This is a genomic window from Spirosoma humi (assembly GCF_054776575.1).
This window is the reverse complement of record NZ_BAAHBR010000017.1, coordinates 381,373-406,653: the sequence shown is the minus strand read 5'-3', so window position 1 is coordinate 406,653 and position 25,281 is coordinate 381,373. Positions and strand designations below refer to the sequence as shown.

Sequence of the window (25,281 nt, the reverse complement as noted above, 5' to 3'; positions counted from 1 at the left end):
TTTTATACTTTGCACTACATTACTTTCCCAACGGATGTGTGCAGGCTTAGCGTTTCGGCAAATTCACCCATCGTCATGAACTGGCCGAGCGGTTTCAGGTAGCGCAGCAGTTTCTCGACCCGATCGAGCAATTCGTCCCGCGAATGCCGGCGAACATAGGCCGGAATTTTTTCGTAAGCCGACAAATCCGTAAACTCCCAGGGGTGAACATACAGATTCAGAAAGCCGTCGGAACGGAGCGTTTGGCGGCAAAGCTGTTTGTAATAGGCAAACGGAAAATTTTTCAGGCTTAACCAGAACAGCGGCAAGCGGAGTGTGGGGGTTACCGAAGCTGGAATTTGCCAAACTCCCGATTCGCGGAATGGGTGACGGGGCTCGCCCCAGTGGTTGTATCGACCAGGCAACCAGGTAGGATGCAGGGACGAGTTGTAGCGGTAGCCAGCTTGGTGCACGTCTTCCGGGTCAACGAACCCCATTCTTGCCCGACGGAAACCCGTTACGGGTTGTTTTAGTAAGGCTTCCAGCGCCAATCGGGACTTCAGAAGATCGGCGGGCTCGAACGTCGTATGAAAATAGCCGTGCGAGGCAATTTCGTGTTTTCGGGCCAGGGACCGAATCAAAGCAGGCTCGTGAAGGGCGTAATTAGCCGTTGTAAACAGCGTTGTTCGGGCACCAACTTCTTCGAACCGCTCGGCCAGGAGGGTTAACCCACGCGTTGAAACGGCTACTTGTTCACGTAAAGGAATCGCGTGGCCAAATTCAACGGCGGTGTCAAACTCTTCTACGTCAACGGTGAATAAAATACTTCCTGAATGGGGGCTTGCCATGTTGTTACACTCTCCTCTATCTCGCTCGTGTCGCCGATGATGTAAGCGGGTCGGCCTTTGACTTCTACAAACGTTTTGCCCAAATATACGCCGATGATCCCAATCATAATAAACTGCACCCCGCCAATAAGCACCATCAGCAAAACCAGCGTTGTCCAGCCGGATACCGTTGCATTCGTAAAATAATGTTCATACAGCGCTTCGGCACCGAAGAGAGCAGCCAGAAAAAACATCCCAAAACCGAGTAGCACAGACATGTAAAGCGGCCTCGTGGAAAAAGAAGTGATTCCCATAGCGGCCAGTTGCAGCATTTTCCGGAATGAGTATTTCGACCGGCCAGCGTACCGGGCCGCGGGTTCGTAAAGAATACGGCACTGCCGGAAGCCGACCCAGGAAATGGCACCCCGCAGGAAAAGGTCGTTTTCTTTGAACTGCTTCAGGGTATCTACTACTTTGCGATCGAGAAGCCGAAAATCGGCAGCCCCATCTTCAATCTGTAAGTTGGAAACACTACGCAGTAATTGATAGAAGTATTTCGATGTTTTTCGTTTAAACCACGACAGTTTGGGGTCAGGCTGCCGAACGGTGTAGACCACTTCGTATCCTTCGCGCCACTTGTCAATCAGGGTTGGAATCAGCTCCGGTGGATGCTGCAGGTCGGCATCCAGACAAATAACGGCTTCGCCACGCGCATTGTCGTAGCCGGCCCGTAACGCCATCTGATGGCCAAAATTTCGGGAAAACGACAGGAACCGAACGACAGGATAAACTTGACTCAATTGCCGGAGTACATGGCGTGTCTGATCGGAGCTACCGTCATCAATGATCAGAATTTCGTAAGAATTGTACGGCTTCATGACAGCCATGAGCCGATGAACCAGTACAGATAAGTTTTCTTCTTCGTTGAAAGCGGGTACGATTAAACTGATCATACCTGAAAGACATTTCATATTCTTTTGTGCAGTTAAGGATCGTTACGGACGAGTTCCCTTATTTTCGCACCAAATTAAGTAGTATTACCTAATTGATTGCTACTATATCTATTATTTTTAATAGCAAACTAACATCATTATTTCGCGGGCTGTTCCAAGTATACGATAAATAGAATTTAACATAATAAAGGATACAACTTTTTTCATATAACAGGTTGCACCAGTGAGAGTCGGGCGGCTTCCAGGTCCAGTTCCTGTTCCAGTTTTCGAAGGGTGTCATCATCCAGCAAACTATCTTTACGTTGCTCACTCAACACAGCCCGTTCTACAGACAGCAACTCCAGCTGCAATCGGATAGCTTCCTGGTAAAGTTCGGCGGGCCGATCTGATCCGTTATTGGCCCGAAGCATTCCATTTAGCTCGTTAATGCGTAACTCATACGTGTTTTTCACATAATTCAGCACATCGTCATGAACCGACCCTGCCGAATGGTTGGCTTCCAGATGCGTAATAACCTGTTGCGCCATCTTACGTCTGAGTTTACGCTCTTCCAGCTTTTCATCAACTGGTGCGCGCACATTCAGCTCATCAATCAGGACGGGTAATGTGAGCCCCTGCAACACCAGGGTGCAAAAGATAACACCGAATGTGATGAACAGGATTAAGTCACGACCCGGAAACGGCTGGCCATTGGGCAGCGTAAGTGGTAAAGCCAGCGCGCCAGCCAGGGAGACAACACCGCGCATACCGGCCCAGCTCACGACCGAAACCTGCTGCCAGCTCGGTTTCACTTCCCGCTGGCGAATGCGTTTGCTAAACCATCGGGGCAGGTAAGCACCCGGAAAAACCCAGACAATCCGGCAAACAATAGCTACGGCACTGATAAGCAGGGCGTAGTTGAGCGCCTGCGTGAGCGTATACCCATTTAACTCCGACACAATCGTAGGCAGTTGCAGGCCAATCAAAATAAAGACGAGGCCATTCAGCAGAAACACGACGGTTTCCCACACCGAGCCTGTTTGTAATCGGCTCTGGTAGGTGAAGACGTCTACACTACGGACCGATACATACAGGCCAACCGTTACGACCACCAAAACGCCGGAGATATGCAGTTCTTCGGCTACCAGATAAGAGCCATAGGGAATCAATAACGTGATAGCGGTATTGATAACGGTGTCCCGGCTGATTGCCTTGTGGACAAGGATAGCCACCCAGCCGATAAATAACCCTAACAACACACTAGCCAGCGCAATGCCAATAAACTGCAGTCCAGCCTGCCATAACCCAAACTGGCTGGTCAGAATAGCAATCAGTCCGTAGCGGTAAATTATTAAACTGCTGGCATCGTTTATCAGGCTTTCGCCTTCCAGCACGGTTGTAATGCGCTTAGGAACGTTAAGTCCTTTCATCACCGAGGAGGCCGCAATGGCATCGGGCGGGGCAATGATCGCACCGAGCAAATAGCCCTGTGCCAACGAAAAACCCGGAATGAACAGGTGGGCAACCAGCGCCACAACGGTGGACGTGAACAGGACCAGACCGACCGCTAGAAATGACACGGAGCGGCTATAAAGCTTCAATTCTACATTGTCGATCTGCCAGGCGGCATAGTACAGCAGTGGCGGTAAAAACACCAGAAAAACAGCATCGGGCGATAATATTACGGGGGGCAGGCCGGGAATCCAGCCAATAACTAATCCGGTAATAACCAACAATATAGGATATGATATGCGTAGTCGGCGAGCAATTACCGCCAGTAATGTTGTTACACCGAGTAGCCCGGTTACAATTTCAATTGGGTGCATACGTTGGACAGAATTTCAGCCTGAGCAGTGAAGACCAGGGCAAATTTGCAATAACTTTGTTAACCAGCCTACCTGGCTACTTTCGCAGCCCGACCGATCCAGCATGAATACTGCAAATCAACGTCTTTTCAATCAAACAACTAAAGAAAGCAAATTAGTTGAACAGGAAGTTCGGCGCGACGATATCGGCTTTGGCACTAAATTAACTGATTCACGTTCACGGCTCATTAATCAGGATGGCACATTCAATATTGTTCGGATCAATAGCTCGTTGTGGGATCGCCTGAATGTATATAACCGGCTGATCACGATGGGCTGGGTGCAGTTCCTGAGCTGGCTGCTCGTTTTTTATTTAACCGCCAATACGCTGTTCGCGGGGGTTTACATGCTGGCCGGAGCAGATACCCTTGAGGCCGCCGACAAGAAGGAACTCTACGGTCCTTTCTGGAAATGCTTTTTCTTTAGTTCACAAACGCTCACTACCGTTGGCTACGGCCATATATCACCGGATAGTTTCCTGACCAGTTCCATTGCGGCCTTTGAATCCATGATGGGCTTACTGGCTTTCGCGCTGGCCACAGGGTTGCTTTACGGGCGATTTTCCCGTCCAATGGCCCATATTCGATTTTCGAAACAAGCGGTGATTACGCCTTACCTGGACGTTAATGGCTGGATGTTCCGAATTATCAATACCCGGGCCAATCAGCTTATCAACCTGGAGGTTTCGGTCTCCATGTCGCGGGTAGAACCGAAAGCCGATGGCTCACCATACAGGAAGTATTATAACCTGAGTCTCGAACGGAACAAAGTGTCTTTCTTCCCAACAAACTGGACGCTGGTTCACCCCATTACGGAACACAGCCCCTTGTATGGATGCACCCCCGACGATCTTGAACAATCGGACACGGAGTTTCTCGTTTCTGTACAGGCCCTCGACGACACCTTTATGCAGAATGTTCATACGCGCTTCTCCTACCGATATAACGAAGTAAAATGGGGTCAAAAGTTTCGCCCTATGTTCGACGTCAACGAGCAAATGCCGGTACGGCTTGACCTCAACAAACTCGACGAGACTGAAGAGGCTCCTTTAAATTAAAAACAGTATCGTACAAACCAGACACCGTAACGTGATTTTACCTCCTTTTCTGTCGCCCGGCGATACAGTCGGCGTGGTGGCCCCAGCCAGTTGGTTTCCTTATGATGAGCTTGCGGAAGGATTACATATCTTACGCCATCGCTGGCAACTGAATGTGATTGAAGGCGCTAGTTTACACGCCACGGAAGGTCCCTTTGCGGGTTCGGATGACCTTCGCCGGGCCGACCTTCAGCGTCTTTTCGATGACCCGACGGTGCGGGCGGTCTTTGCGGCCCGTGGCGGCTATGGCTGTTACCGCATCGCTGATGGACTCGATTTATCAGGATTACAGGCAAACCCTAAATGGTTAGTCGGTTTCAGCGACGTAACCGTACTGCTGAGTTTACTGTGCAAACATGAACTGGTGAGTCTGCATGGCCTCATGCCCCGGCAATTTGGTGACCCAGACCGGGCCGAGTCACTGGAGTCGTTACGGCAATGGTTGTTCGGCACACCTCCAACCCATTACGATGCCCCGGTGCATTCCCTGAATCGACCGGGCCGGGCAAGCGGCCAGCTTATAGGCGGTAATCTAACCTTGCTTATCAACTCCCTGGGCACACCAACGGATCTTGACTTTAGCGGAAACATTCTGTTTATCGAAGATATTGACGAAACGCTTTTTTCGCTCGACCGCATGATGACGCAGCTCCGGCGTTCCGGCCGCCTGGCCGACCTGGCCGGTTTAGTTGCCGGTCAATTTACGGATATGCGCGCGAATCTGTCGCTGCCGTTCGGCAAGGATTCATACGAGATCATCGCCGATGCGGTTTCAGGCTATTCCTATCCAGTCCTGTTCGATTTTCCGGCCGGGCACGTCGATTACAATCTGGCTTTACCGATTGGTAAAACGGTTGGCCTGGTCGTTCAGGCTGAAGAGGCCAGTATCCACTTTTCAAGCTAAGCAGCTATGCCTACTTCATTTTTCGATGCTGTAATTTGGATTACGGGGGCTTCATCGGGCATTGGCGAAGCAGTTGCCATTGAACTCGCCCGATGCCCGAGCGTCCGCCTGATTTTATCGGCACGCCGGAGCGATGAGTTAAGGCGAGTGGCTACGCAAACGGGCCTTCCAGAAGCCAACATCATGGTGTTGCCAATGGATATAAGCGATACCGAGCGCGTGTCCAGCTGTGTAGAATCTGTCTACCAGCGTTTTGGCCGAATCGATTACGTTTTTCAGAACGCAGGTATCTCGCAGCGAAGTATGGTTATCGACACCGATTTTTCTGTTTACAAGCGACTTATGGACATCAACTTTTTTGGTGTCGTGGCGCTCACGAAAGCGGTTCTTCCTGTAATGCTGGCCCAGGGGCAGGGACATTTTGTGGTAACGAGCAGCGTAGCGGGTAAACTAGGCACCAAACAGCGTTCGGGCTACTGCGCCAGCAAACACGCACTTCATGGCTTCTTCGATGCACTTCGGGCCGAAACCCATGCTGATGGGCTACGCGTAACCATAGTTTGTCCTGGGTATATACGTACGCCTATTTCAACGAATGCATTAGATGCAATCGGCCAGAAACACGGCCGAATGGATGAGAACCAGGAAAAAGGCATGTCTGCCAGTGAATTTGCCAAACAGCTTTTACGGGCGGTTCGTCAGGAAAAAGAAGAAGTGTATATAGGCGGCAAGGAAACCTATGGCATTTACCTGAAACGATTTCTGCCAGGCTTACTGTCCAGAATACTACGTAACCGGCAGGGAGCCTAAAAAAATATGTCCAGCAAACGAGCGATACCTTCTCCGCCTGCTGGACAAACTCGATGCATCAGTTTCCGTATTCTTTCCTTGTCTATTACTTACCGCTAACGGCCACGCCTTTGGCCGACTGCTCCATGTAATCGGTCGTCAGGCGGCAAAGCGACTTCATACCAAGCACAAAACAAGCTTCGTCGATCTGAAAATCGGGGGTGTGGTGCGGGGCCGCTTCCTCTAGTTTCTTCCCTTTGGTCATACCACCCAGGAAATAGAAAAAGCCGGGTACTTTCTGCTGAAAAAAGGAAAAGTCTTCGGCACCCGTCTGGGCTGGTGTCAGCTTCACATTATTCTTACCCGCTACGGCTTCGAGCGAAGGGGCCATTTGGTCCGTTAATTTCGGATCGTTGTACGTAACGGGGTACATGATGTTGATTTTCACATCCGCCTTCGCACCCGCACTTTCGGCAATGTTCGTAGCAATTTCATTGATGCGCCGATGCACCAATGTCTGTGCTTCAGGGCTGAACGTCCGAATGGTACCAATCATGTTTGCTTCTTCCGGAATAATATTCTGCCGGATACCACTATGCAGCGCACCAACCGTTACAACGGCGGCATTATCAGTGAGGATGACGTTTCGGCTTACGATGGTTTGCAGCCCCATCACTACCTGAGCAGATGTTACAATGGGGTCGACGCCCGACCAGGGAGCCGCGCCGTGGGTTTGTTTTCCTTTAATTTTAATCGCATACTCATCCACAGCAGCCATTGTAGCACCAGGGCGGTATTTGATTGTGCCTACTTCGGTTTGCGAATTAATGTGCAGGCCAAAAATGGCATCCACCTTGGGGTTTTCAAGGACGCCTTCTTTCACCATCAGTTTGGCGCCCCCTTCTTCGCCAGCGGGCGCACCTTCTTCGGCGGGTTGAAAGATAAACTTAACGGTACCGCGCAGATCACTCTTGACGGATGCCAGCACTTCGGCCGCGCCCATGAGCATAGCCACGTGGGTGTCGTGTCCACAGGCGTGCATGATACCCGTTTGCTGGCCATTGTACTCGGTATGAGCTTCGGACTTGAACGGCAGATCGACTCGCTCCGTTACGGGCAGGCCATCCATATCGGCACGTAAGGCAACGACGGGGCCCGGCTTCCCTCCTTTCAGCAGCCCGACAACACCCGTCTTGCCAACGCCGGTTCTTACTTCCATACCGAGCGATTGCAAGTGTGCCGCAATTTTTGCCGCCGTCTGAAACTCACGGTTGCCTAATTCGGGGTGCTGGTGAAAATCCCGTCGCCAGGCAACCACCTTTTTTTCGAGGCTTTCGGCCGCTTTATCCATTCGGGCATTCAGGGCCGAATTTTGGGCAAATAATGGCTGAGAAGCGAACAGGCCGAGGCTCACCAGGCTAGCACAGATAAATGGTTTTTTCATCAAATTATTCAATTTGGTTGTATGTATAGTAAGGAGCGTGCAGTACAGATTTAGCCAAATGAGTGGCACCCAGGAGAGCCGTATTAGTATTCCTATGTACTGACTCATAGGCCAGATATGCACACGTCGTCTAATATGCAGCTATTAAAAGGCAATTCCCAGGAATACTTCTTTTTAACAGTAGTTTCTAAAAAAAATCTCATATTCTTTAACATAGTTTTAATCTCATAGTGTACCTTTGTTACCCATTTTACTTTTTTTTACTATTTATCAAATCTTTACTCACCAATGCAGAAAATTTTATTCGGAAGCTGGTTACTTTCGTTGTTATTCTGTTTGCCATCCATAGCACAGGATATTGCGATTAGTGGCCGCGTCACTTCATCAGACGATGGATCAGGCCTTCCAGGCGTAACAGTACAGATAAAAGGCATCACCCGAGGTACAACCACAGATGTGCAAGGTAATTATCGCTTAAATGCCCCTGCCAATGGTTCACTTGTATTTAGTTATATCGGCTATACGTCACAAGAAGTAACGGTTGGCAATCGTTCGGTTGTCAATGTTGCGCTCGTCAACGATTCGCAGCAATTGAGTGAAGTGGTGGTTACAGGCTATGGCACCCAGCAACGACGGGATGTAACGGGATCCGTTGGAACGATCAAAGGCGACGGGTTTAAAAATATTGCCGTTCCTAGCTTTGACAAGTATTTACAGGGTCAAATTGCCGGCGTTCAGGCATCCGTGCCTGGTGGTATGTTAGGCCAAGCAGCTACCGTACGGATACGGGGTACAAACTCCATTTCGAACGGTGCTGATCCTCTGTACGTAGTGGATGGCGTGCCTTATATCACCGGCAACCAGGGCGCTTCTTCTAGCAATCCCTACAACCCGCTTGGCGACATTAACCCGAACGACATTGAAAGTGTAGAAGTGTTAAAAGATGGCTCTGCCACTGCCATCTACGGTTCTCGGGCGGCCAATGGCGTTATTCTGATCACGACAAAAAAAGGCAAGAAAGGAGCTCCCCGAGTTTCGTATGACGCATGGTTCGCAAGAGCCGAGCCATCGAAACGGTTCAATTTGATGAACGCCGATGAGTTCATCAAGATTTCAAACGAAAAACTGACGAACGCCGGTTTAGCGGCTGCCGCTTTCCCAACCTCCAATACTGCCACGGGACAGAACTACGATACCGATTGGCAGGACGTCATTCTGCGGAAAGGTTTTCAGCAGAACCATGCCCTTTCCTTTAGTGGGGCTTCCGACCAGACAAACTATTATTTCTCGCTGGGCTACGCCAATTTGGAAGGGAATATTGTCTCGAATAATCAGCAAAAATACAGTTTCCGGGCACGGGTAGATCAGAAGGCTTTCAAAGATAAGGTGACATTTGGCGTGAACGCCTTTGTTACGCATACGACAAATACCGGCCTGAACCAGGGCACCAACGCACTGTCGGGTAATATTGCGGGGGCAATCTACGCCTTTCCGAATGTGGCCGTGCAGTTTCCGGATGGATCGTATAATATAGAAGCCCAGAGCTTAGGCAGGGGAGCCAATACGCGTGGTATCTATGGTAACTACACCAACCAGAAGTTTATTCTGGACAACAACATCTACAAAAATCAAAACCTTAACCTGACAGGCAACGCCTATGTCGATGTTGAACTGGTAAAAGGCTTGAATGCTAAAACTCAGATTGGTATCAACTACCTGAACAACGAAGATTATATATACCAGAATCCAGATCACGGCGACGGGGTATCCATTAGGGGGTCGGTTGACCAGACGTATCAGCCTCAGTTCCGGTACAACTGGCAGAATACGCTAAGCTACAACCGCGCTTTTGGCCAGCACAAAATTGGCGCAGTTGTCGGGTATGAGCAGCAGAAAACGACGACGCGATATTTTGAAGGCTACGGCACCGGCCTTTCCGACAAATATTTTGGCACCAACGGCAATATCATTTCTGGCTCCCTGACGAATCAATTTATTTATGGTTCGGCCAGCCAACGGGCTTTCGAATCCTACTTTGCCCGGGCCAACTACTCCTACGGTGATCGTTACTTGCTTAGCGCCACCATTCGTCAGGATAAAATCTCGTCACTTCCTATCGGAAACCAGGCAGCTACGTTGCCCGGCATATCGGTTGGCTGGCGTCTGTCGGAAGAGAGCTTCCTGAAATCGGTCTCCTTCCTTAACGAGTTAAAATTGCGGGGCGGCTATGCCCAGGTTGGTAATGTCGATATCGGCAACTATCCATACGCGGGCGTTTTTGCAGCTACACAATATGGTGACCAGAACGGTATTCGCTACAATCAGGTAGGTAATAATAACCTGAAGTTCGAGACCAGCAACAAGATTAACTTTGGTGTCGACGCTTCGTTCTTCTCCAATCGTATTAGTCTGACGGCCGAGTACTTCCGGAATAATATTGATAACCTGATTCTTCAGGCCCCTACGCCACCTTCACTTGGCGTGCCAGGCGCTGGCGCCAACATCAATACCATTGCTCAGAACATTGGTAAAATGTACAATCAGGGTTTCGAGTTCTCGCTGAACACGGTGAACTATCAGACGACTAATTTTTCGTGGCGTACCAGTTTTAACGTAACGTTTGTTCACAACAAAATTTTACAGTTAGTCAATGGTAACGATATTGTTCCAGCACCAACAGCTCCGTACAATATTCTTCGCGAAGGAGAAGCCATTGGCTCTTTCTGGGGCTATGTCAGCCGTGGTGTAAATGCATCGAACGGAAACCCGATCTTTGAAAAAGCCGATGGTTCGCAGGTGCAATACCTGATTGGTAAAGTCACAACGGCCACCAACAACTTCGCCTGGTCGACCTACGATCCAGCCAATCCGAGCAATGTAACAACGGCGGCCAGCGCGTTAACTACAGCCGACAAGAAAATTCTGGGCGTTGGTAACCCAACCTGGTATGGCGGGTTTAACAATACATTCAATTTTAGAAACTTCGACGCGGCCTTGTTCCTAACGTTTGCCGGTGGCAATAAAATTTACAATATCACTCGTCAGGAGCAATTGAATAATCAGGTTTTTGCCAACGCTGGCCGAGAATTGCTGGATCGCTGGACTTCCGATGGCCAGGTAACGGATGTACCGAAATTATACTTCAATTCCGATGCCAACGTATTGCAGACGGGCAACCTGAACAGCCGTTTTCTGGAAGATGGTAAATTCCTTCGTATTCAGAACATAAGCCTTGGCTATACGCTGCCAACAACTCTTCGGAACAAGATTAAAGCCAATACCTTCCGCGTTTATGTTCAGGTACAGAATGCCCATGTATTTACCAAGTACAAAGGACTGGATCCTGAATTAAACGGTATTACCACGACGAACTTAGCCGCTAATGCGCAGCCTGGTCTGGATAACCGTACCAATCCGGTTCCCCGTACCTACACCGTGGGGCTTAATATGAACTTTTAATTGACCGACATCAATGAAACAATTAACATACTCAGTTAGCCTGGGGAAACTAGCGACGGGTACCTTGTTGGGTACGTTACTGCTCGTTTCTTCCTGCAAAAATTTCACTGAACTTAATCCGTTATCGTCCCTTTCCGAAACAACGGCCTTTACATCGCCTAACAGCATTGAATTAGTTGCCAATGGCGTTTACCAAGCGGCCGCTGTAGGCCTTTACAATGGTGGCGCTGGTCGTGGTTATCCATTCGGTGCAGCCTCTATTGAGCAGGGCGAAATGCGTGGCGAGGATATGGTAAACCTACAGGCGTTCTATGACATAACCTACCGGGCGAACTACACCACGACATCTGCCAACAATGTTAACCACTGGGAGCAGTTGTACGCCCTGATCAACCAAACGAACGTTTTGATCGATGGGGTTACTAAAGCGGGAGCCAGCGGGATCATTACACCGGCAATAGCGACACAGTACGCAGCAGAAGGCCGCTTTTTGCGGGCACTTGCTCATCATGAGCTTCTGATTCATTTCTGCCGCCCTTTCGCCGATGATAATGGCTCAAAGCCGGGCGTTCCCTTTCGGGAAAAGCCAATTACGTCTACAACGTCAGTTGGTGAAGGATTGGCTCAGGATCGTGGAACGGTGGCACAAACGTACGCCAAAATACTGGCTGATCTGGATTTTTCAGAAGCCAATTTGCCTGCGACTCGCTCAGCAAATGGCATTTCCCGAGCTACGGCGGGTGCTGCTATTGCGCTGAAAACGCGTGTTAAACTGCACATGCAGGACTGGGCAGGTGTTGTTACGGAGGGGGCAAAATTAGGGACAGCCGCCACTACCGGTACGTTCACAAGTCCAATTGGAAACTACAAACTTGAGGCTAGCCCAGAAACGCCTTTCACCAGCTTCCAAGCCAACACAGAATCCATATTCTCGATTGCCAACGGGCCAAATTCCAACGGCGGCACAAACGGTGCTTTGCCAGGTATGCTGGGCCCTGTATCATTGGGTGGTCGGGACTTAGTAGCCACAAGCCCCAACCTGTACAATGCTCCTTTCTGGGTAACTGGAGATACACGTCGTACGCTGCTACAAGTAAAGCAATCGACCGGAAGCTATCCGTTCTATTTCAATTACAAATATCGTCTGTACACGACTCGTGCCGACTGGGCCCCGATTCTGCGCTATGCTGAAGTGTTGTTGAACGTAAGTGAGGCTTATGCTCGCCAAGGCACAACTCCTCAGGCGTTCCTGCTGCTGAACGCTGTTCGTAACCGGTCTGTTCCTACTGCCGAGCGCTTCACGACGGCTCCTACCGATCTGATTCAGTCGGTTCTAAACGAACGTCGGATTGAATTTGCCGGAGAAGGGCGTCGCTGGCCAGACATTCACCGTCTGGCGCTGGATACGAAATATTCAACAAATGGCATCCCGGCTAAAGTCGATGTGGCTCAAATCAAATCGACTAGCTATGACTTGACAAACCGCCCGATGATTGCCGGCATCATTGCCGCTGTTCCTTATAACGATTACCGCTTCTTATGGCCTATTCCAACCTCAGAAGTGGCAACGAATAAGACGCTGGCAGCCCAGCAAAATCCAGGCTATTAAGCGCAGGTTTTTTATTTTAACGCAAAAAAGGCTTCCTGATTTTCAGGAAGCCTTTTTTGCGTTAATGGCTTGTCAGGGCATAATGCCTTGCGGCCCATTATCAGGTAAAAATTAACTTTACGCAGGCTATTCCTACACCGAAAGCCAGCATATACCGGAGCGTTGGAACGTTAAAGTGACGGCTCCCCAGATACCCGCCCAAAACACCTCCAGCAAAAGCGGCACCAATCCAGCCATACAGGGTTGGGTCGGGTGAGTAGCCTTTGCTCCATAGGCCAAACAGGCCCGATAGGGAGTTGACAAAAATAAACAGAGCCGATGTAGCGGCAATTTCTTTTAGCCCGGCCCATCGGAAAAGGAGCATCAGCGGACTCAGGATAATGCCCCCACCCATACCAATCATACCGGATAACAGCCCAATGATGCCACCCGTTAGTAGCCCTCCACCCAACGGAATGGGTCGCGTTTCCTCTTCCCGGCCCCGGACTGTCCAGAGCAGCCGAATCACCACCAACAGCAAACAAACCGCCAGCAGTTGTCGGTATAACGTGTCACTCAGGGGTATGCGGGCACCCAGAAAGGCCAGGGGAATACTCGCTACAGCAAAGGGCCAGAACGTATGCCATCGAAAGTACCCAGCCCGGTAAAACTGTATAAATGAGATGGTTGACACGAACAGATTCAGGATCAACGCCGACGGTTTGGCTAATGCGGGGGCAATGCCGAATAGGGCCATGGTGGCTAAATAACCGCTGGCTCCCCCGTGCCCAACGGAAGCATAAACAAACCCAACAACGAATAGGCAAATCAAAAAAGCGAAAGAGTAATCCATAAAACGTGAGCTTTGGACTAAATCAATGTAGACTACCAACGCATTTGCACCGTTAGTATCCACCAATAAAGCGTTATTTTCGACAAAAGTTGACGGAATCGATTATGAATTCAACAAAAGTTCATGTGTTCTTTGTCTATTTCCTGATCGGGCTTGTTTCGGTTACCCAGGCCCAGTTACCGCTGCGTGGCACGCGCTGGAAGGGCGTGCCGCTGGCACCCAAGGCTGGTCAGCTTACCATGACGTTTCAACGGGATACATTACTTATCGTACCAGCAAGTAAGCCCGAATTCCTTGAAGTCCTGCGGTATCAGCAACAGGGTGATACGCTTGCGCTACAGAACATTTCGGGCCAGAGCACCTGCGGCAGCAACATAACGGGTTTATACAAAATCGTTTATACAACTAATGGCGAGAGCCTGACCCTGCAATCCATATCAGATGATTGCCCGGAACGGCAAAAAATCATTGTGTCAAAAGCCCCGTTCGTCCGTCAGCGATCGTCGTTAAATCAGCCTCCGCGCAACTGGCCTTACCTTGATCCCACAGCCGATTCGATAGCGGGTATTAGCCTTTATCGGGCCTACGACTTATTGAAAAATCGAACGTCGGTTCCCGTGATCGTAGGCGTACTGGATTCGGGCGTTGATATCAGCCACGAGGATTTACGCGATGTGATCTGGGTAAATTCAGCTGAGCGGCCCGGTAACCAAATCGACGACGACAAAAATGGCTATACCGATGACCTGAACGGTTGGAATTTTATGGGCGCTAAAGATGGGACGACCTATGAGTACGACCAGCCCGAAATTACCCAAACGTATGTACTCCTCCGAAATAAATACGACAAGGCAAATCCGGCCACACTTAGCCCGTCAGAAAAACGACAATACGCTACCTATCAAACGGCAAAAAAGCAGTTTCTGAAACGTTACGCGGTCGACCAGCCCAAACGAATGGCCTTTGCCGACACCGTGAAATTCTGGACGGTAGCTCGCCAGATTGCCGCCAACTTACCAGATTCGACAACCTCACAGGCCGCAATTCGCCAGGTTGATCTGGGAACTGATTCTGTAGCCATTGCAGTCAAAACTATTTTGGCTGATGGGTATTTTCCTCAGTATGGGCCGTTTTCCTATTACACGCTCCTGGTTCGCCGGAACTGGGGCCGGTTTCGGCAAATAATGGGTAGTGAAGCCACCATTGCCTATAATCCGGATTATAACGCGCGTATAGCCGTGGGCGACAACCCCGCAAATCCAACCGAACGCTACTACGGAAGCCCCCGAATGACCATCGGTGAGTCGCGGCAACTGGCCATGCACGGCAGTCACGTAGCCGGAATTATTGCGGCCAAACGAGGCAATGGTCGAGGTATCGATGGCGTGGCCGACAACGTTCGAATTATGCCCGTTTCTGTGGTGCCTGCCAATGGCGATGAGCGCGATAAAGATGTGGCCAATGGAATTCGGTATGCCGTTGAAAACGGAGCCAAAGTGATCAATATGAGTTTTGGCAAGCGACTATCCCCATTTAAAGAGCAAGTCGATGCCGCCATCCGATTTGCGGAAGAACATGATGTATTGATCGTGCACGCGGCAGGCAACAATGGCGAAAACTCCGACTCGCTTCCGGCGTACCCATCGGCCCGGTACGAGAATGGCAAAACGGCCCAAAATGTGCTGGTCGTCGGAAACAGCACCTGGCGCGTTGGTGAAGGGCTAGCCAGTCGGTCATCGAACTTCGGACCGCAAACCGTAGATATTTTCGCACCCGGCACGGAAATTCTGTCGACGCTGCCCCACAACGAGTACGCCAGTTTTTCGGGCACCAGCATGGCAGCACCCATGACAGCCGGTGTAGCCGCTTTGCTACGGTCCTACTTCCCGAAGCTGACGGCGGTTCAGGTCAAGGACATATTGCTTAGAAGCAGTTACAAACCCGATGTTCAGGTACGTAAGCCAGGTCGGTCAGGGCAGATGACAGCGTTCAAAAACCTGAGTCAGTCAGGTGGATTGCTCAACGCATATGAAGCCGTAAAGCTGGTTCTGTCGGAACTACCCGGCGGCCCGGCAAAGTTCAGGTGATTTGTACGTTGACCCGCTAATTTTCTAGTCTGTATCCTTGCTGACTACAGACTAGAAAATAAAATGGCCTGTGAGGACACAGGCCATGAAGAATTCTCTACGAATTTAAGCCATACGGAAGCTATAATGTCTTCACAAAAATTCCGTCGGGCGGTTCATATTACCACGCAGCCTCCCGCTTATCGTGCCAGAACTTACCGGTTTCAGACTGAGGAGCCTCCGAAGCTAACCACACAACTGTTTCGGCTCCCTTCTCGACAGGTCGGCTGGCACTGGGGCCACCCATATCAGTACGCACCCAACCTGGATCGACACAGTTGACAGCAATATTCTGTCCGTTCAGGGCTCCCGCAAATTGCTTTGTTACGGCATTGAGCGCTGTTTTAGAAATGCTATAGGCGGGCGCATACGTACTCATACCCGCTAACGAGCCAGCCCCACTCGACACATTGATGATTCGGGCGCCAACACGGCTTTTCTGCAGATGTTCCAGGAAATACTGAATGACCATAATTGGCCCGGAAACATTGGTTTTCAATGTCCGATCCAGCATTTCCGGATTCAAGTCTATAATATTTTCACCGTGATCTTCCAGAACGGCCGCGTTGTTGATCAATACATCCAGGTGATCGGCTTTTTGGGATAGGGTGCCACAGGCCGTCCGAATACTAACCGGATCTGTTACATCAAGTTGAATGAACGTTGCCTCATAACCTTGGTGGCAAAGCTCTTCGGCGGTTTCCCGCCCTTTCGTTATATCGCGGGAACCGATAAAAACGGCAAACCCACGCTGGGCTAATTGCCGGGCAATTTCTTTACCAATTCCTTTATTGGCTCCTGTAATGAGGGCCGTGCGCTGGTGTTCCGTTTTCATAGTTACTGATTTACTATCCTTTACTTACTCCGCTTCCGGGTAAAATGTTTGCAAACATAACCGTATCCTCAAACAGATTACCGTTTCCTAAGTGCTGTTAGATAAATTAGTAGATTAGCGGTTAATCTTACACAGTCAATTTCTAATGAAGTATTTAATGAAATCGATTTTTTGCTTTTGGGCACTTACCATTCTGCCGGTTGGACTATCCATCGCACAGAATACCTCAACAACGCCGACCAGTACAACCACATCGGGCAGTACAAACCGCATGCAGGACCTGTACGATGAACATCATGGTATTAACCGAAAAAAAGCAGCGACAACCAATGCGCCTGCTGTTTCGCCATCCGAAAAGTCAGCCGGTGATCAGTCAACAAGGGGGATGAGTAAGTCGAGCCAGGAAGCTATAAATGGTAGCACATCCCGCACCCGAATTGGGATTCGGGGCGGTGTAACGTATCCGTTCTTTACGGAAAAAGCGGTAGGGATCGATCCAGCCCTGGGCTTTGTGGGCGGACTAACGCTTAATTTTGGCACCCGGACGGTATCATTTCAGCCGGAAGTCAACTATAGTCGATATAGCCAAAAAGCGACGTTACCCGGCTTTACTGTCAAGCGCGCTACTGATTTCCTGGAAGTGCCGCTATTTCTAAAAATCTCTTCAGGAACCTATGCGGGAAACCGCTTCTTTCTGAATGTAGGGCCTTATGCCTCCTACGTCATGAGCGCCAGCGAAGATGGCAAGAAAATATCACTTGATGGGGCCAAAGGGCGATTTGGTTTTGGCGCAGCAGCCGGTGTTGGCGCAGCCATAAAAGCTGGCCCCGGGCATGTTACGATTGAGGTCAGAGGTCTGTATTCGCTGGGTGATACAGACAATGGCTTCAATACCGATTCAAAAACAATTCTTGGGCAAGGAACGCTCGGTTATATATTCCCCCTGGGTGGCCGGTAAACAACAACATTTCTCATAGAGTGGGTTTTAAAATGGCGACGGCCGGTTGGTCGTCGCCATTTTTGTTTTTACCCGAAACCGGCCTAATCGCTCAGCTTTGCGTCCAAATCTTCCGCCGGTCCGTCGCTTCCTGCGACGCTACAGGCCGTTTGCTATTGGTATTATGCGTACGAATCAAATCCGTTAGCTTATACAAATTCCATACTTTTAGTCCATAAGTCAGCAGCCCGTTTCTTTGTCAGATCATTGTGCTTCACCAGCTTGGGTCTCGAATCAGCAAAGAAGCCACCCGAGCCACCCCCTTTTCCATCCGTTCCGGTCAGTGCAGCTAGTGGAGCCGTAGCCAGATAGACGGATGTTTCGGCTCCTTGCTCCGGCGTTCGCATAAAGGGACGCGCCAGGCCCATGAGCAAGCTAAATCCGCCCGTAAAATTGCTACCGAAACCTGACTTGACCACGCCTGGGTGTAAGGCATAAGCCGTAATACCAAAATCGGCATAGCGGGTTGCCAGCTCTTTTGTGAATAGTATATTGGCCAGTTTCCCATCGCCATACGCCGACAGAACAGACAGCTTTTTATCCTGCCGAAAGAAACGGGATGCATTCCCCAGGACATAGGCAGCGGACGATAGGTTAATGACACGAGCTTCGCCGGATGCCTTGAGCAAGTCCAACAAGTAATACGTCAATATAAAATGCCCTAGGTGATTGGCATAGAATGACTTCTCGACGTTATCGACAAACTCGATTCGATCTGGCGAGTAGCCCGCATTATTGATCAGCACATCCAGCGTTTGGTGATTACGCTTGATCTGCGCGGCCGCCCGACGAATCGAGCCAGCATCGGTCAGATCGGCCAGCAGGAGTTCAACCGTCACAGCTGGCTTTATCCGTTGCAGACTATTCAGAGCCTCCTCCCCTTTCTCCTGATTGCGGCAAAGTAAAATCAGGTTGAATCCCCGCCGGGCCAGCGCCTTCGCCGTTGCCAGGCCAATACCTACGTTTGCTCCTGTAATCAACGCCGTTTTCATGACCAGCTGCTTATGAATGATTGCCCGCAGAAAAATAAACAAAACCGGGCAGAATAGTCAGCGTATAACTATTCTGCCCGGTTTTATTAAAAAAGAGATAAGGCAATAAATTGATTATGAGTAAGCTAGAGGCACTCTAACAATTCACTTTAGAACATCAGTTTCCAACCATTGAAGAACAGGTCTTTTCCTGGCTGACCCGACCAATGATGCTGATTGGCAGGTTCCTGAACCTCGTGTTGAGTAGCGTCTTTTTGCACAACAATGGTCGAAATACCTTTTTTAGCCAATGAGCGGCAAATGTCTTTCGTAGTTTCCGTCGCATTACTGCTGACTAGTCCGATGGTATCTTCGTTCGTTTTCATGGCTTTTGGTTTGTTGTATGTGCAAACAATATTTCGAGTAAATTTTTTTGCGGCCTAGCCCAATGCCTGGGCCGCTTTGAACACCTGTTGCGTTAACCGGCAAACGTCCGTTTCCCCAATCAACTCCGAGTAGTGTTTTCCTACCCGATCCCAGGCTTCGGCAATTTCCGGTTGAAGGGCTATGCCCTCGGTTGTTGGGTAAATCAGCGTTTTCTTTCCTTCCGACTCCCGCCGGACCAACTGTTTCTGCTCCAGTTTTTCGACCAGCCGCGTAATTGTCGATGGCGTTAAATAGAGCGTTTCACTTAGTTCGGACGGTGTTATGCCCGGCTGACCCACTACTTCACATAACATGTATGCGTGAGAATAGCACATGCCAAATCGGCCAAACTCCTCGTCGCCAATGGCCGTAATCGCTCTTGATAGTGCATTGGCTGAAAACAGCAGACAGGCACTGAAGCGTGTTACGGATTTTTCTTCATCGGCTAGGATAACTGTTTTTTCGTCCGTCATTACGTCCTTCTAAAAGTATGATACAAAGATAAGGCGCCATATTTGTATGTGCAAACAAGAATTAAAAAAAATTGTAAATATATACTCTATGGGTGATCCACATCAGAGAATACACCCTGACTACAAGCCACTTATGAACTAGTACTTACAACTCACTGATTTTTTATTTTCTTGGCAAATGAATTTCTGCCATCATGCAGCGGGCAGACCCGCCCCCATTGCCTTCAATTATGGACAAGTCGAAGTGAAAAAGGGTGGCATAATCATCCAAGAGATCGATCTGCTTGGGCGTTAGGGATTCATGAGCCCGTGTAGACATAACCAGCAATTTCTGGCCTTTCTGGGTTTGTACCATAAGCATGTTGCCGGCAAAACTGGCCATTTGCTCCAGCGAAATATCGATGACGCGCTTCTTTAACTTCTCCAGTTCCTGACGTACCATAAGCCGCTCGTCGGGATCGCTTATAGCGGCCAGACAGACCACGGCAAAGGTATCGGCAATGCACATAAGCACATTGGTATGGTAAACAGCTTTTCCGCTCGCATCTGCCGAGTGGAACGACACGGTTCGGTAGCCGGTCTGCTTGCTGAACTCAGCCAACACATCGGGGTGTGTTCGGGGGGAAAGGCTGGCGAAAGCAACGCGGTTCATCCGGTCAAGGACCAAGCTACCGGTTCCTTCCAGAAATTTACCTTCCTGTTCAAAATGAGTGAGATCAACGACTTTAGCCACATGATACTGTTTGGCCAGATCGTCAATTATATCCTGCCGACGTTCGAGCCGTCGGTTTTCGGCCTGCATGGGATAGAGTACAACCGTTCCGCTGGCATGAAAGGAAACCCAGTTGTTGGGAAAGATTGAGTCGGGTGTATACGGCTCAGCCGTATCGTCATAGATCAGTATGTCTACACCCATGGCCCGGAGTTGCCCGGCCATTTCATCGAATTCACGCCGGGCATCTTCCTGGGCTATATCCTTTGTTTGGGTAGCCAGTTTAATATCCTGAAACGCATTCGATTCGGCGGTTTCGGCATTAAAACCAAAATTAACCGGACGAATCATCAAGATTCGGGAAGTAGCCTGTGATTGCATATACGGATTAGTAAGTGAGTAGGAATTGTAAAGCCCATGAGGCCAAATCTTCCGCAAATTAGCACCTGGTTGTCATTTTGACAATGATTTTCGGACGACCCGTACCATCTCTAAAACGCCCTTAACCGCTTCCCCAACGCCTTCCCTCACACCTCCTCCCGAAAGAGCGGTAAGCTCATGCAGTGGGAGCCGCCCCTCGCCCGGCTCAATTCGGCCGATGGCATCATGATAAAGGTGTTTTCGATGGTGTCGGGAGAGGATTCGCCCGCTTCAAAGCGGGCCAAGAGTTTGGCCGCGCCAATCACCTCGAAACCCGCCTTTCGGAACGCATCGGCCGTTTTCTCATTCCGGTCGTACCCAACCACAACGCCATCCTTTAGCGCCAGCAGATTGCACGAATCCGTCCATTGCTCACGGGTACCAAAAGGAAACTCGTTATTCCCGGAATAGATAAACTGAACTGGTTCGGTGGCACCGAGTTCGTTCTTGCTGATATCGATTAGCAGATCTTCGAGGTTTTCGATTTCGATGGGTTTGTGTTCCTGGCCTCTACTGAACTGCATAATTTTCATATCCTCTGATACATCTTTCGGGGCAAAAAAGTGGATAACGTCACGTTTTTTGGTTTCATCGCCCGTACGAGCCAACGAGCCAAGCAATACCCATATGTTTCGCTTCACTTGGGTGAAAACGGTATCGATGTGCATGTAGTCGCGCTTTTTGGGAATTTGAAGAATGGTAACCTTATCAACTACATTCTTGCTGAATACGAGCCGCATCACCTGCTGAGCCGCGTATAACGTGGTTCGTTCACTAACCCCGACAATCAGATGCCGCTTACTGATCATCATGACATCGCCCCCTTCGAGGGTTGTGCGCGTAACATCACGCATGGTGTCCGCATCTGGGAGCAAAAAAGCGTGCTCATTATCAGGAATTTCCAGTACTTTATCCTGATAATCAACAAAGAGCGGATGATTGAAGAAAATGTATTGTGCCAGCAGCGCTTCGCGGGTACGAGCCAGTTTTGCGGGTTTATTGAGCAGAATATGGTCGTTGATAACAATACCGATGTCCCGCGTAAAAATAAAGTTGGGCAGGGGCGCAAACAGCATCGTCAAGTCGGGAAGCGAACCGGAAATCATGATTTTCGCCAGTTCGACAGGCTCGAATTGGCTCAACTGCTGCTGGGTTCGAAACGACGTGCGCTCGATACCACATATGGCGGCAATCAGACGGGTTCGGATAACGTCGTTCGCCAGAATATCGGAGAGCAGGCATTGAATATCGATGACCTTATCCGATTTAAAATAATCGGCATGGTCGGGCTTAAAAAATGACCGGTCTGCATCGGGTCCGAGGTCTGCTATTTTCCCCTTCACTTTGTCGGGGTCCAGAAAATATAACAGAAGCTTAACGTAATAATCGTACTCATCACGGCGCATCATATCCAGGTGTACGATGTCTTCAAAGAGCCAGTCCTGCGCCTTCGACGGTACCACTTTGCCCAAACCCCGATCGGGGCTGTGGATAAGCAACCGCTTTAATGTACCAATTTCCGATGATACATGGATGCGTGCGGAACGCTGAGCCTGCGTATCGTCATGTGTAGTCGCTAACGCGGCAGCAACATTATTGTCTCCATTCTCCATAGGTGTATCTTACATAAAAGCCAGTAATAGACTGGACGTGCAAGGTACTTGTTTGAGTCAGGAAATAAAAAGCGCTTGTATACCACATTAGTTAGGCAGAAATATGTGCCTACATTTACACATTATGTAAATTTAAACAAAACCATAATACCTCTTTTCACTAAATACAGTTTACTACAATTCACCATATAATATATTTAGTAAATACCGGGGTCTAGTTTTCATGAATACTGGCACACAGTTTGAGTGGGGGTACGCATGGCGCAATTTCATACTGCGCTATACATAGCTTTCATGAACATACACATCAATAAGGTTAGGTCATCCAAACGCATAAGCTTTTCAGCGAAGGATGACCGGCACCGAACTGGTCTTTATAAAACGGCTGGACCGGCTTTGTTCCCGAAGAGGCTATTACTTTTTTTTAGCCTGTTGATAAGCCTGCATAAGGTAGCGGTTGCCCAAACCACGACGCCGAAGTCTGTTAACCTGACAAATTTCGCTGACAAGTCGCAAGCCACCCAAGGACAGACGATCACCCACACGCTAGTCATTACAAACACGGGCACAACTACCGCAAGCGGGCTTATTGTTCGCGATTCGTTATCTACCGGTCTTCGCTACTTAATCAATACAGCCCACACTCCTGCCGGAACTATATTTACGGTTGGCGTCCCCAGCAGTACCTGGTCGGTACCCTCGTTAAGCGCTGGGCAAAGTTTAAGCTTAACCTATCAGGCGGTAGCGGATAGTTCAGGGGTATTGTATAGTATAGCCACCATACCCGGCGATACGGCAGTCTCTTGCACCTCTATCCCCGTTACTGTTTGTAAGGGCGATACGTATCTTTTTCAATTAACCGGCCCTGCCGGACGAAGCAGCTACCGATGGTTCAAGGATGGTACAGCGATGACCAGTCAAACCACCCGCGTGCTGAACGTAACCGCACCAGGCAGCTATAGTCTGGCTATTGATGGTACGGCCGGTAAATGCCCAGACTTTTCCATTTGTCCTTTTATTATCGAGGAATATGCCTTACCTGCTTTTCAGGTCAGTGCCGTATCGGCAAGCTGTTCGGGCTCAACACCTCAGTCCGATGGGCAATTAAAATTGACTGGCTTCAGTGCGACCGATACCTACCAGTATTCTGAAGGAATAGCCTTCAACCCGTCTACTTCGTTAGTCGGAACGCCGACTGCGATTCCGGCCGACGGTCTGATTGCATCGAATCTACAGAATCCGATAACGGACAAAACCTATACCGTCCGGGTTTACAATGCATCGGGTTGTTATGTCGAGAAAACAGTGACACTTGTTCCCGCCCCTTGCTGCAGTCTGGCCGCCACAGCGAGCCCAGGTGCCTGTGATTTAGTGACAAATACGTTTTCTAATACAGTGGTGGTTACACTCGTAAATCCCACAAGCGGTATACTTACCCTAACGGATGGACCACGCAGCCAGACAATGGCCACAACGGGCAGTACAACGTTTACGGCGGTCTTTGCCGACAGTCCATCAGATGGGAATTCCCATACCGTACTAGCTAGTCTGTCAGGTTGTTCTACCTACACGGCCACATACACCGCACCGGCCTCCTGCTCCGTGGCTCCAGCTTTGCCTACCTTAACGTTGAGCGTAACAGATCCCGGCACTTGCGACCCTGGGAGCAATCTTTACACATCGACGGGTGTCATTACCCTTTCGAACGCCCCAGAAGGCGTGGCCACGGTAACCGATGGAATGATCACTACATCCATTTCGGTTAGTGCGGGATCGACCTTCCTTCCCTATAGCCTGACCGGTTTACCAAGCGGTTCAGGCGTGCATCGGGTAACGGTCAGTTTTGCCAGCCAATCTGCCAGCACAACGTATACGGCTCCTGAATCCTGTACCATTGCCGCGCTGGCTCCTGCGGTTCTCGTCCTGGAGCAAGTGGTCGATAAGTCGAGAGCGAAAATTGGTGAACTGATCAGCTATACCGTCGTGCTTACCAACACAGGCGCTAGTCCATCAGCTGAAACAACTGTCCAATTAGCAAAAACGGCCGGTTTGGCTTACGTAATTAACTCGGCGACTCCACCGGCGGGTACTGTTTTTAGTCCGGGGCCCTTATCCAGTAGTTGGACAGTAGCCTCGCTTAGCGCCGGTCAACGGGTAAGCCTGACCTTTCAGGCAGAAGCAGACAGCGTGGGGATTCTTCAAAACACGGCGACCATCCCCGGTGATACCGTCAAGGTGTGTACCTCCGTTCCAGTCAAGGTGTGTGGGAAAGAAAACTACCTATTCAGACTAACTGCCAGTCCCGGCCGCAGTCAATATCAATGGATGCGTACCTTCCAGGGGGTAACCACCGAACTAACCAGCTTTACAACCAATGTACTCGACGTGACCCAGCCGGGTGAGTACAAGCTGACGGCTACGAATCAAACAGGTCAGTGTCCCGATTTTAGCTGTTGCCCTTTCATTGTCGAGCAGGACAGCCTACCCACCTTTCAGGCAAAAGCCTTTTCGGCTTCCTGCGTGAGCAACAAGCCACAGGCCAATGGGCAATTGGTGATCAGTGGTTTCCAGCCTACCAACACCTACCAGTATGCTCTAGGGGCCAGTTTCGATGAGGCTATGTCCTTGTCGGGCGCAACCAAAGCCATTCCGGAAAATGGGATCCTGACAAGTACACTCCCTAATCCAACTGTAGCGCAAGCCTACACAATACGGATTTACAATGAATCGGGTTGCTATCGGGATATGACAGCGATCCTGTCCCCTACAGCTTGTGGTTGTCCGGCGGCAGCGTGCACGCCCTTGCTGCTTACTCAAACGAAACGGGTCAGGCGCATTGGCGACCCACGCTGATTGATGCCTACGGCTTAGCGGACCTCAGCGCTGCTCTTTTACAGGAAGGCAATGGGGACAAAAACTCCTGTTGTGTGCTGACCAGAACGGTTTTAGGCAGCACACAACAGGAGTTTTTT

General features: G+C 49.8%; 19 protein-coding genes. 8 read left to right on the top strand and 11 right to left on the bottom strand.

Annotation, left to right across the window (positions count from 1 at the left end):
* Window positions 1-14 precede the first annotated feature (14 nt).
* The 3 genes from ACYU8Y_RS23905 to ACYU8Y_RS23895 form a co-directional block, all read right to left on the bottom strand.
* Window positions 15-827, bottom strand: coding sequence for a polysaccharide deacetylase family protein (locus ACYU8Y_RS23905; RefSeq protein WP_460940669.1), 813 nt, complete (start codon window positions 825-827; stop codon window positions 15-17).
* Entirely contained in the window at window positions 782-1,759 is a 978-nt protein-coding gene (locus ACYU8Y_RS23900) for a glycosyltransferase family 2 protein (protein ID WP_460940668.1), read from the bottom strand. The genes ACYU8Y_RS23905 and ACYU8Y_RS23900 overlap by 46 nt, the downstream gene beginning before the upstream one ends.
* A gap of 203 nt (window positions 1,760-1,962) precedes the next feature.
* Window positions 1,963-3,564 (bottom strand): Na+/H+ antiporter, encoded by a 1,602-nt coding sequence (locus tag ACYU8Y_RS23895; protein WP_460940667.1) that lies wholly within the window; start codon window positions 3,562-3,564, stop codon window positions 1,963-1,965.
* Window positions 3,565-3,667: 103 nt separating this feature from the next.
* Here ACYU8Y_RS23895 and ACYU8Y_RS23890 point away from each other — a divergent pair, with 103 nt between their 5' ends.
* From ACYU8Y_RS23890 to ACYU8Y_RS23880, 3 genes are read left to right on the top strand one after another with little or no spacing between them, the layout of a single operon-like run.
* Window positions 3,668-4,660, top strand: coding sequence for an ion channel (locus ACYU8Y_RS23890; RefSeq protein ID WP_460940666.1), 993 nt, complete (start codon window positions 3,668-3,670; stop codon window positions 4,658-4,660).
* Between the two features lie 31 nt (window positions 4,661-4,691).
* Entirely contained in the window at window positions 4,692-5,603 is a 912-nt protein-coding gene (locus tag ACYU8Y_RS23885) for a S66 peptidase family protein (RefSeq protein ID WP_460940665.1), read from the top strand.
* 6 nt (window positions 5,604-5,609) lie between these two features.
* Window positions 5,610-6,413, top strand: coding sequence for an SDR family oxidoreductase (locus tag ACYU8Y_RS23880; protein ID WP_460940664.1), 804 nt, complete (start codon window positions 5,610-5,612; stop codon window positions 6,411-6,413).
* Window positions 6,414-6,498: 85 nt separating this feature from the next.
* Here the strand turns inward: ACYU8Y_RS23880 and ACYU8Y_RS23875 are convergent, their stop codons facing one another.
* Window positions 6,499-7,836: an amidohydrolase gene (locus ACYU8Y_RS23875; protein WP_460940663.1), complete on the bottom strand. Its 1,338-nt coding sequence runs from the start codon at window positions 7,834-7,836 to the stop codon at window positions 6,499-6,501.
* 288 nt (window positions 7,837-8,124) lie between these two features.
* On the opposite strand from ACYU8Y_RS23875, the gene ACYU8Y_RS23870 reads away from it, so the two are divergent.
* Both ACYU8Y_RS23870 and ACYU8Y_RS23865 read left to right on the top strand, forming a co-directional pair.
* Window positions 8,125-11,295, top strand: coding sequence for a SusC/RagA family TonB-linked outer membrane protein (locus ACYU8Y_RS23870; protein ID WP_460940662.1), 3,171 nt, complete (start codon window positions 8,125-8,127; stop codon window positions 11,293-11,295).
* Between the two features lie 13 nt (window positions 11,296-11,308).
* Window positions 11,309-12,904 (top strand): RagB/SusD family nutrient uptake outer membrane protein, encoded by a 1,596-nt coding sequence (locus ACYU8Y_RS23865; protein WP_460940661.1) that lies wholly within the window; start codon window positions 11,309-11,311, stop codon window positions 12,902-12,904.
* 100 nt (window positions 12,905-13,004) lie between these two features.
* Here ACYU8Y_RS23865 and ACYU8Y_RS23860 read toward each other — a convergent pair whose 3' ends face one another.
* Entirely contained in the window at window positions 13,005-13,736 is a 732-nt protein-coding gene (locus ACYU8Y_RS23860) for a sulfite exporter TauE/SafE family protein (RefSeq protein WP_460940659.1), read from the bottom strand.
* Window positions 13,737-13,840: 104 nt separating this feature from the next.
* Between ACYU8Y_RS23860 and ACYU8Y_RS23855 the strand changes: the two genes are divergently transcribed.
* Entirely contained in the window at window positions 13,841-15,823 is a 1,983-nt protein-coding gene (locus ACYU8Y_RS23855) for a S8 family peptidase (RefSeq protein ID WP_460940658.1), read from the top strand.
* Between the two features lie 160 nt (window positions 15,824-15,983).
* On the opposite strand, the gene ACYU8Y_RS23850 is transcribed toward ACYU8Y_RS23855, so the two are convergent.
* Window positions 15,984-16,697, bottom strand: coding sequence for an SDR family oxidoreductase (locus tag ACYU8Y_RS23850; protein ID WP_460940657.1), 714 nt, complete (start codon window positions 16,695-16,697; stop codon window positions 15,984-15,986).
* A gap of 157 nt (window positions 16,698-16,854) precedes the next feature.
* On the opposite strand from ACYU8Y_RS23850, the gene ACYU8Y_RS23845 reads away from it, so the two are divergent.
* Window positions 16,855-17,655 carry a porin family protein gene (locus ACYU8Y_RS23845; protein ID WP_460940655.1) on the top strand — a complete coding sequence of 267 codons (801 nt, stop codon included), beginning with the start codon at window positions 16,855-16,857 and terminating at the stop codon, window positions 17,653-17,655.
* Between the two features lie 188 nt (window positions 17,656-17,843).
* On the opposite strand, the gene ACYU8Y_RS23840 is transcribed toward ACYU8Y_RS23845, so the two are convergent.
* The 5 genes from ACYU8Y_RS23840 to ACYU8Y_RS23820 all read right to left on the bottom strand — a co-directional run bounded on the left by ACYU8Y_RS23840 (window position 17,844) and on the right by ACYU8Y_RS23820 (window position 22,309).
* Window positions 17,844-18,686, bottom strand: a complete 843-nt coding sequence (locus tag ACYU8Y_RS23840) for an SDR family NAD(P)-dependent oxidoreductase (RefSeq protein WP_460940654.1) — start codon at window positions 18,684-18,686, stop codon at window positions 17,844-17,846.
* A gap of 149 nt (window positions 18,687-18,835) precedes the next feature.
* Window positions 18,836-19,051 carry a hypothetical protein gene (locus ACYU8Y_RS23835; RefSeq protein ID WP_460940653.1) on the bottom strand — a complete coding sequence of 72 codons (216 nt, stop codon included), beginning with the start codon at window positions 19,049-19,051 and terminating at the stop codon, window positions 18,836-18,838.
* 54 nt (window positions 19,052-19,105) lie between these two features.
* Window positions 19,106-19,564: a MarR family winged helix-turn-helix transcriptional regulator gene (locus tag ACYU8Y_RS23830; protein WP_460940652.1), complete on the bottom strand. Its 459-nt coding sequence runs from the start codon at window positions 19,562-19,564 to the stop codon at window positions 19,106-19,108.
* 163 nt (window positions 19,565-19,727) lie between these two features.
* On the bottom strand, window positions 19,728-20,657 hold the full coding sequence (gene ctlX, locus ACYU8Y_RS23825) for a citrulline utilization hydrolase CtlX (RefSeq protein WP_460940651.1): 930 nt from the start codon (window positions 20,655-20,657) through the stop codon (window positions 19,728-19,730).
* A gap of 146 nt (window positions 20,658-20,803) precedes the next feature.
* Entirely contained in the window at window positions 20,804-22,309 is a 1,506-nt protein-coding gene (locus ACYU8Y_RS23820) for an arginine deiminase family protein (RefSeq protein ID WP_460940650.1), read from the bottom strand.
* A gap of 294 nt (window positions 22,310-22,603) precedes the next feature.
* Between ACYU8Y_RS23820 and ACYU8Y_RS23815 the strand changes: the two genes are divergently transcribed.
* Window positions 22,604-25,162, top strand: a complete 2,559-nt coding sequence (locus tag ACYU8Y_RS23815) for a hypothetical protein (protein WP_460940649.1) — start codon at window positions 22,604-22,606, stop codon at window positions 25,160-25,162.
* Window positions 25,163-25,281: the final 119 nt, after the last annotated feature.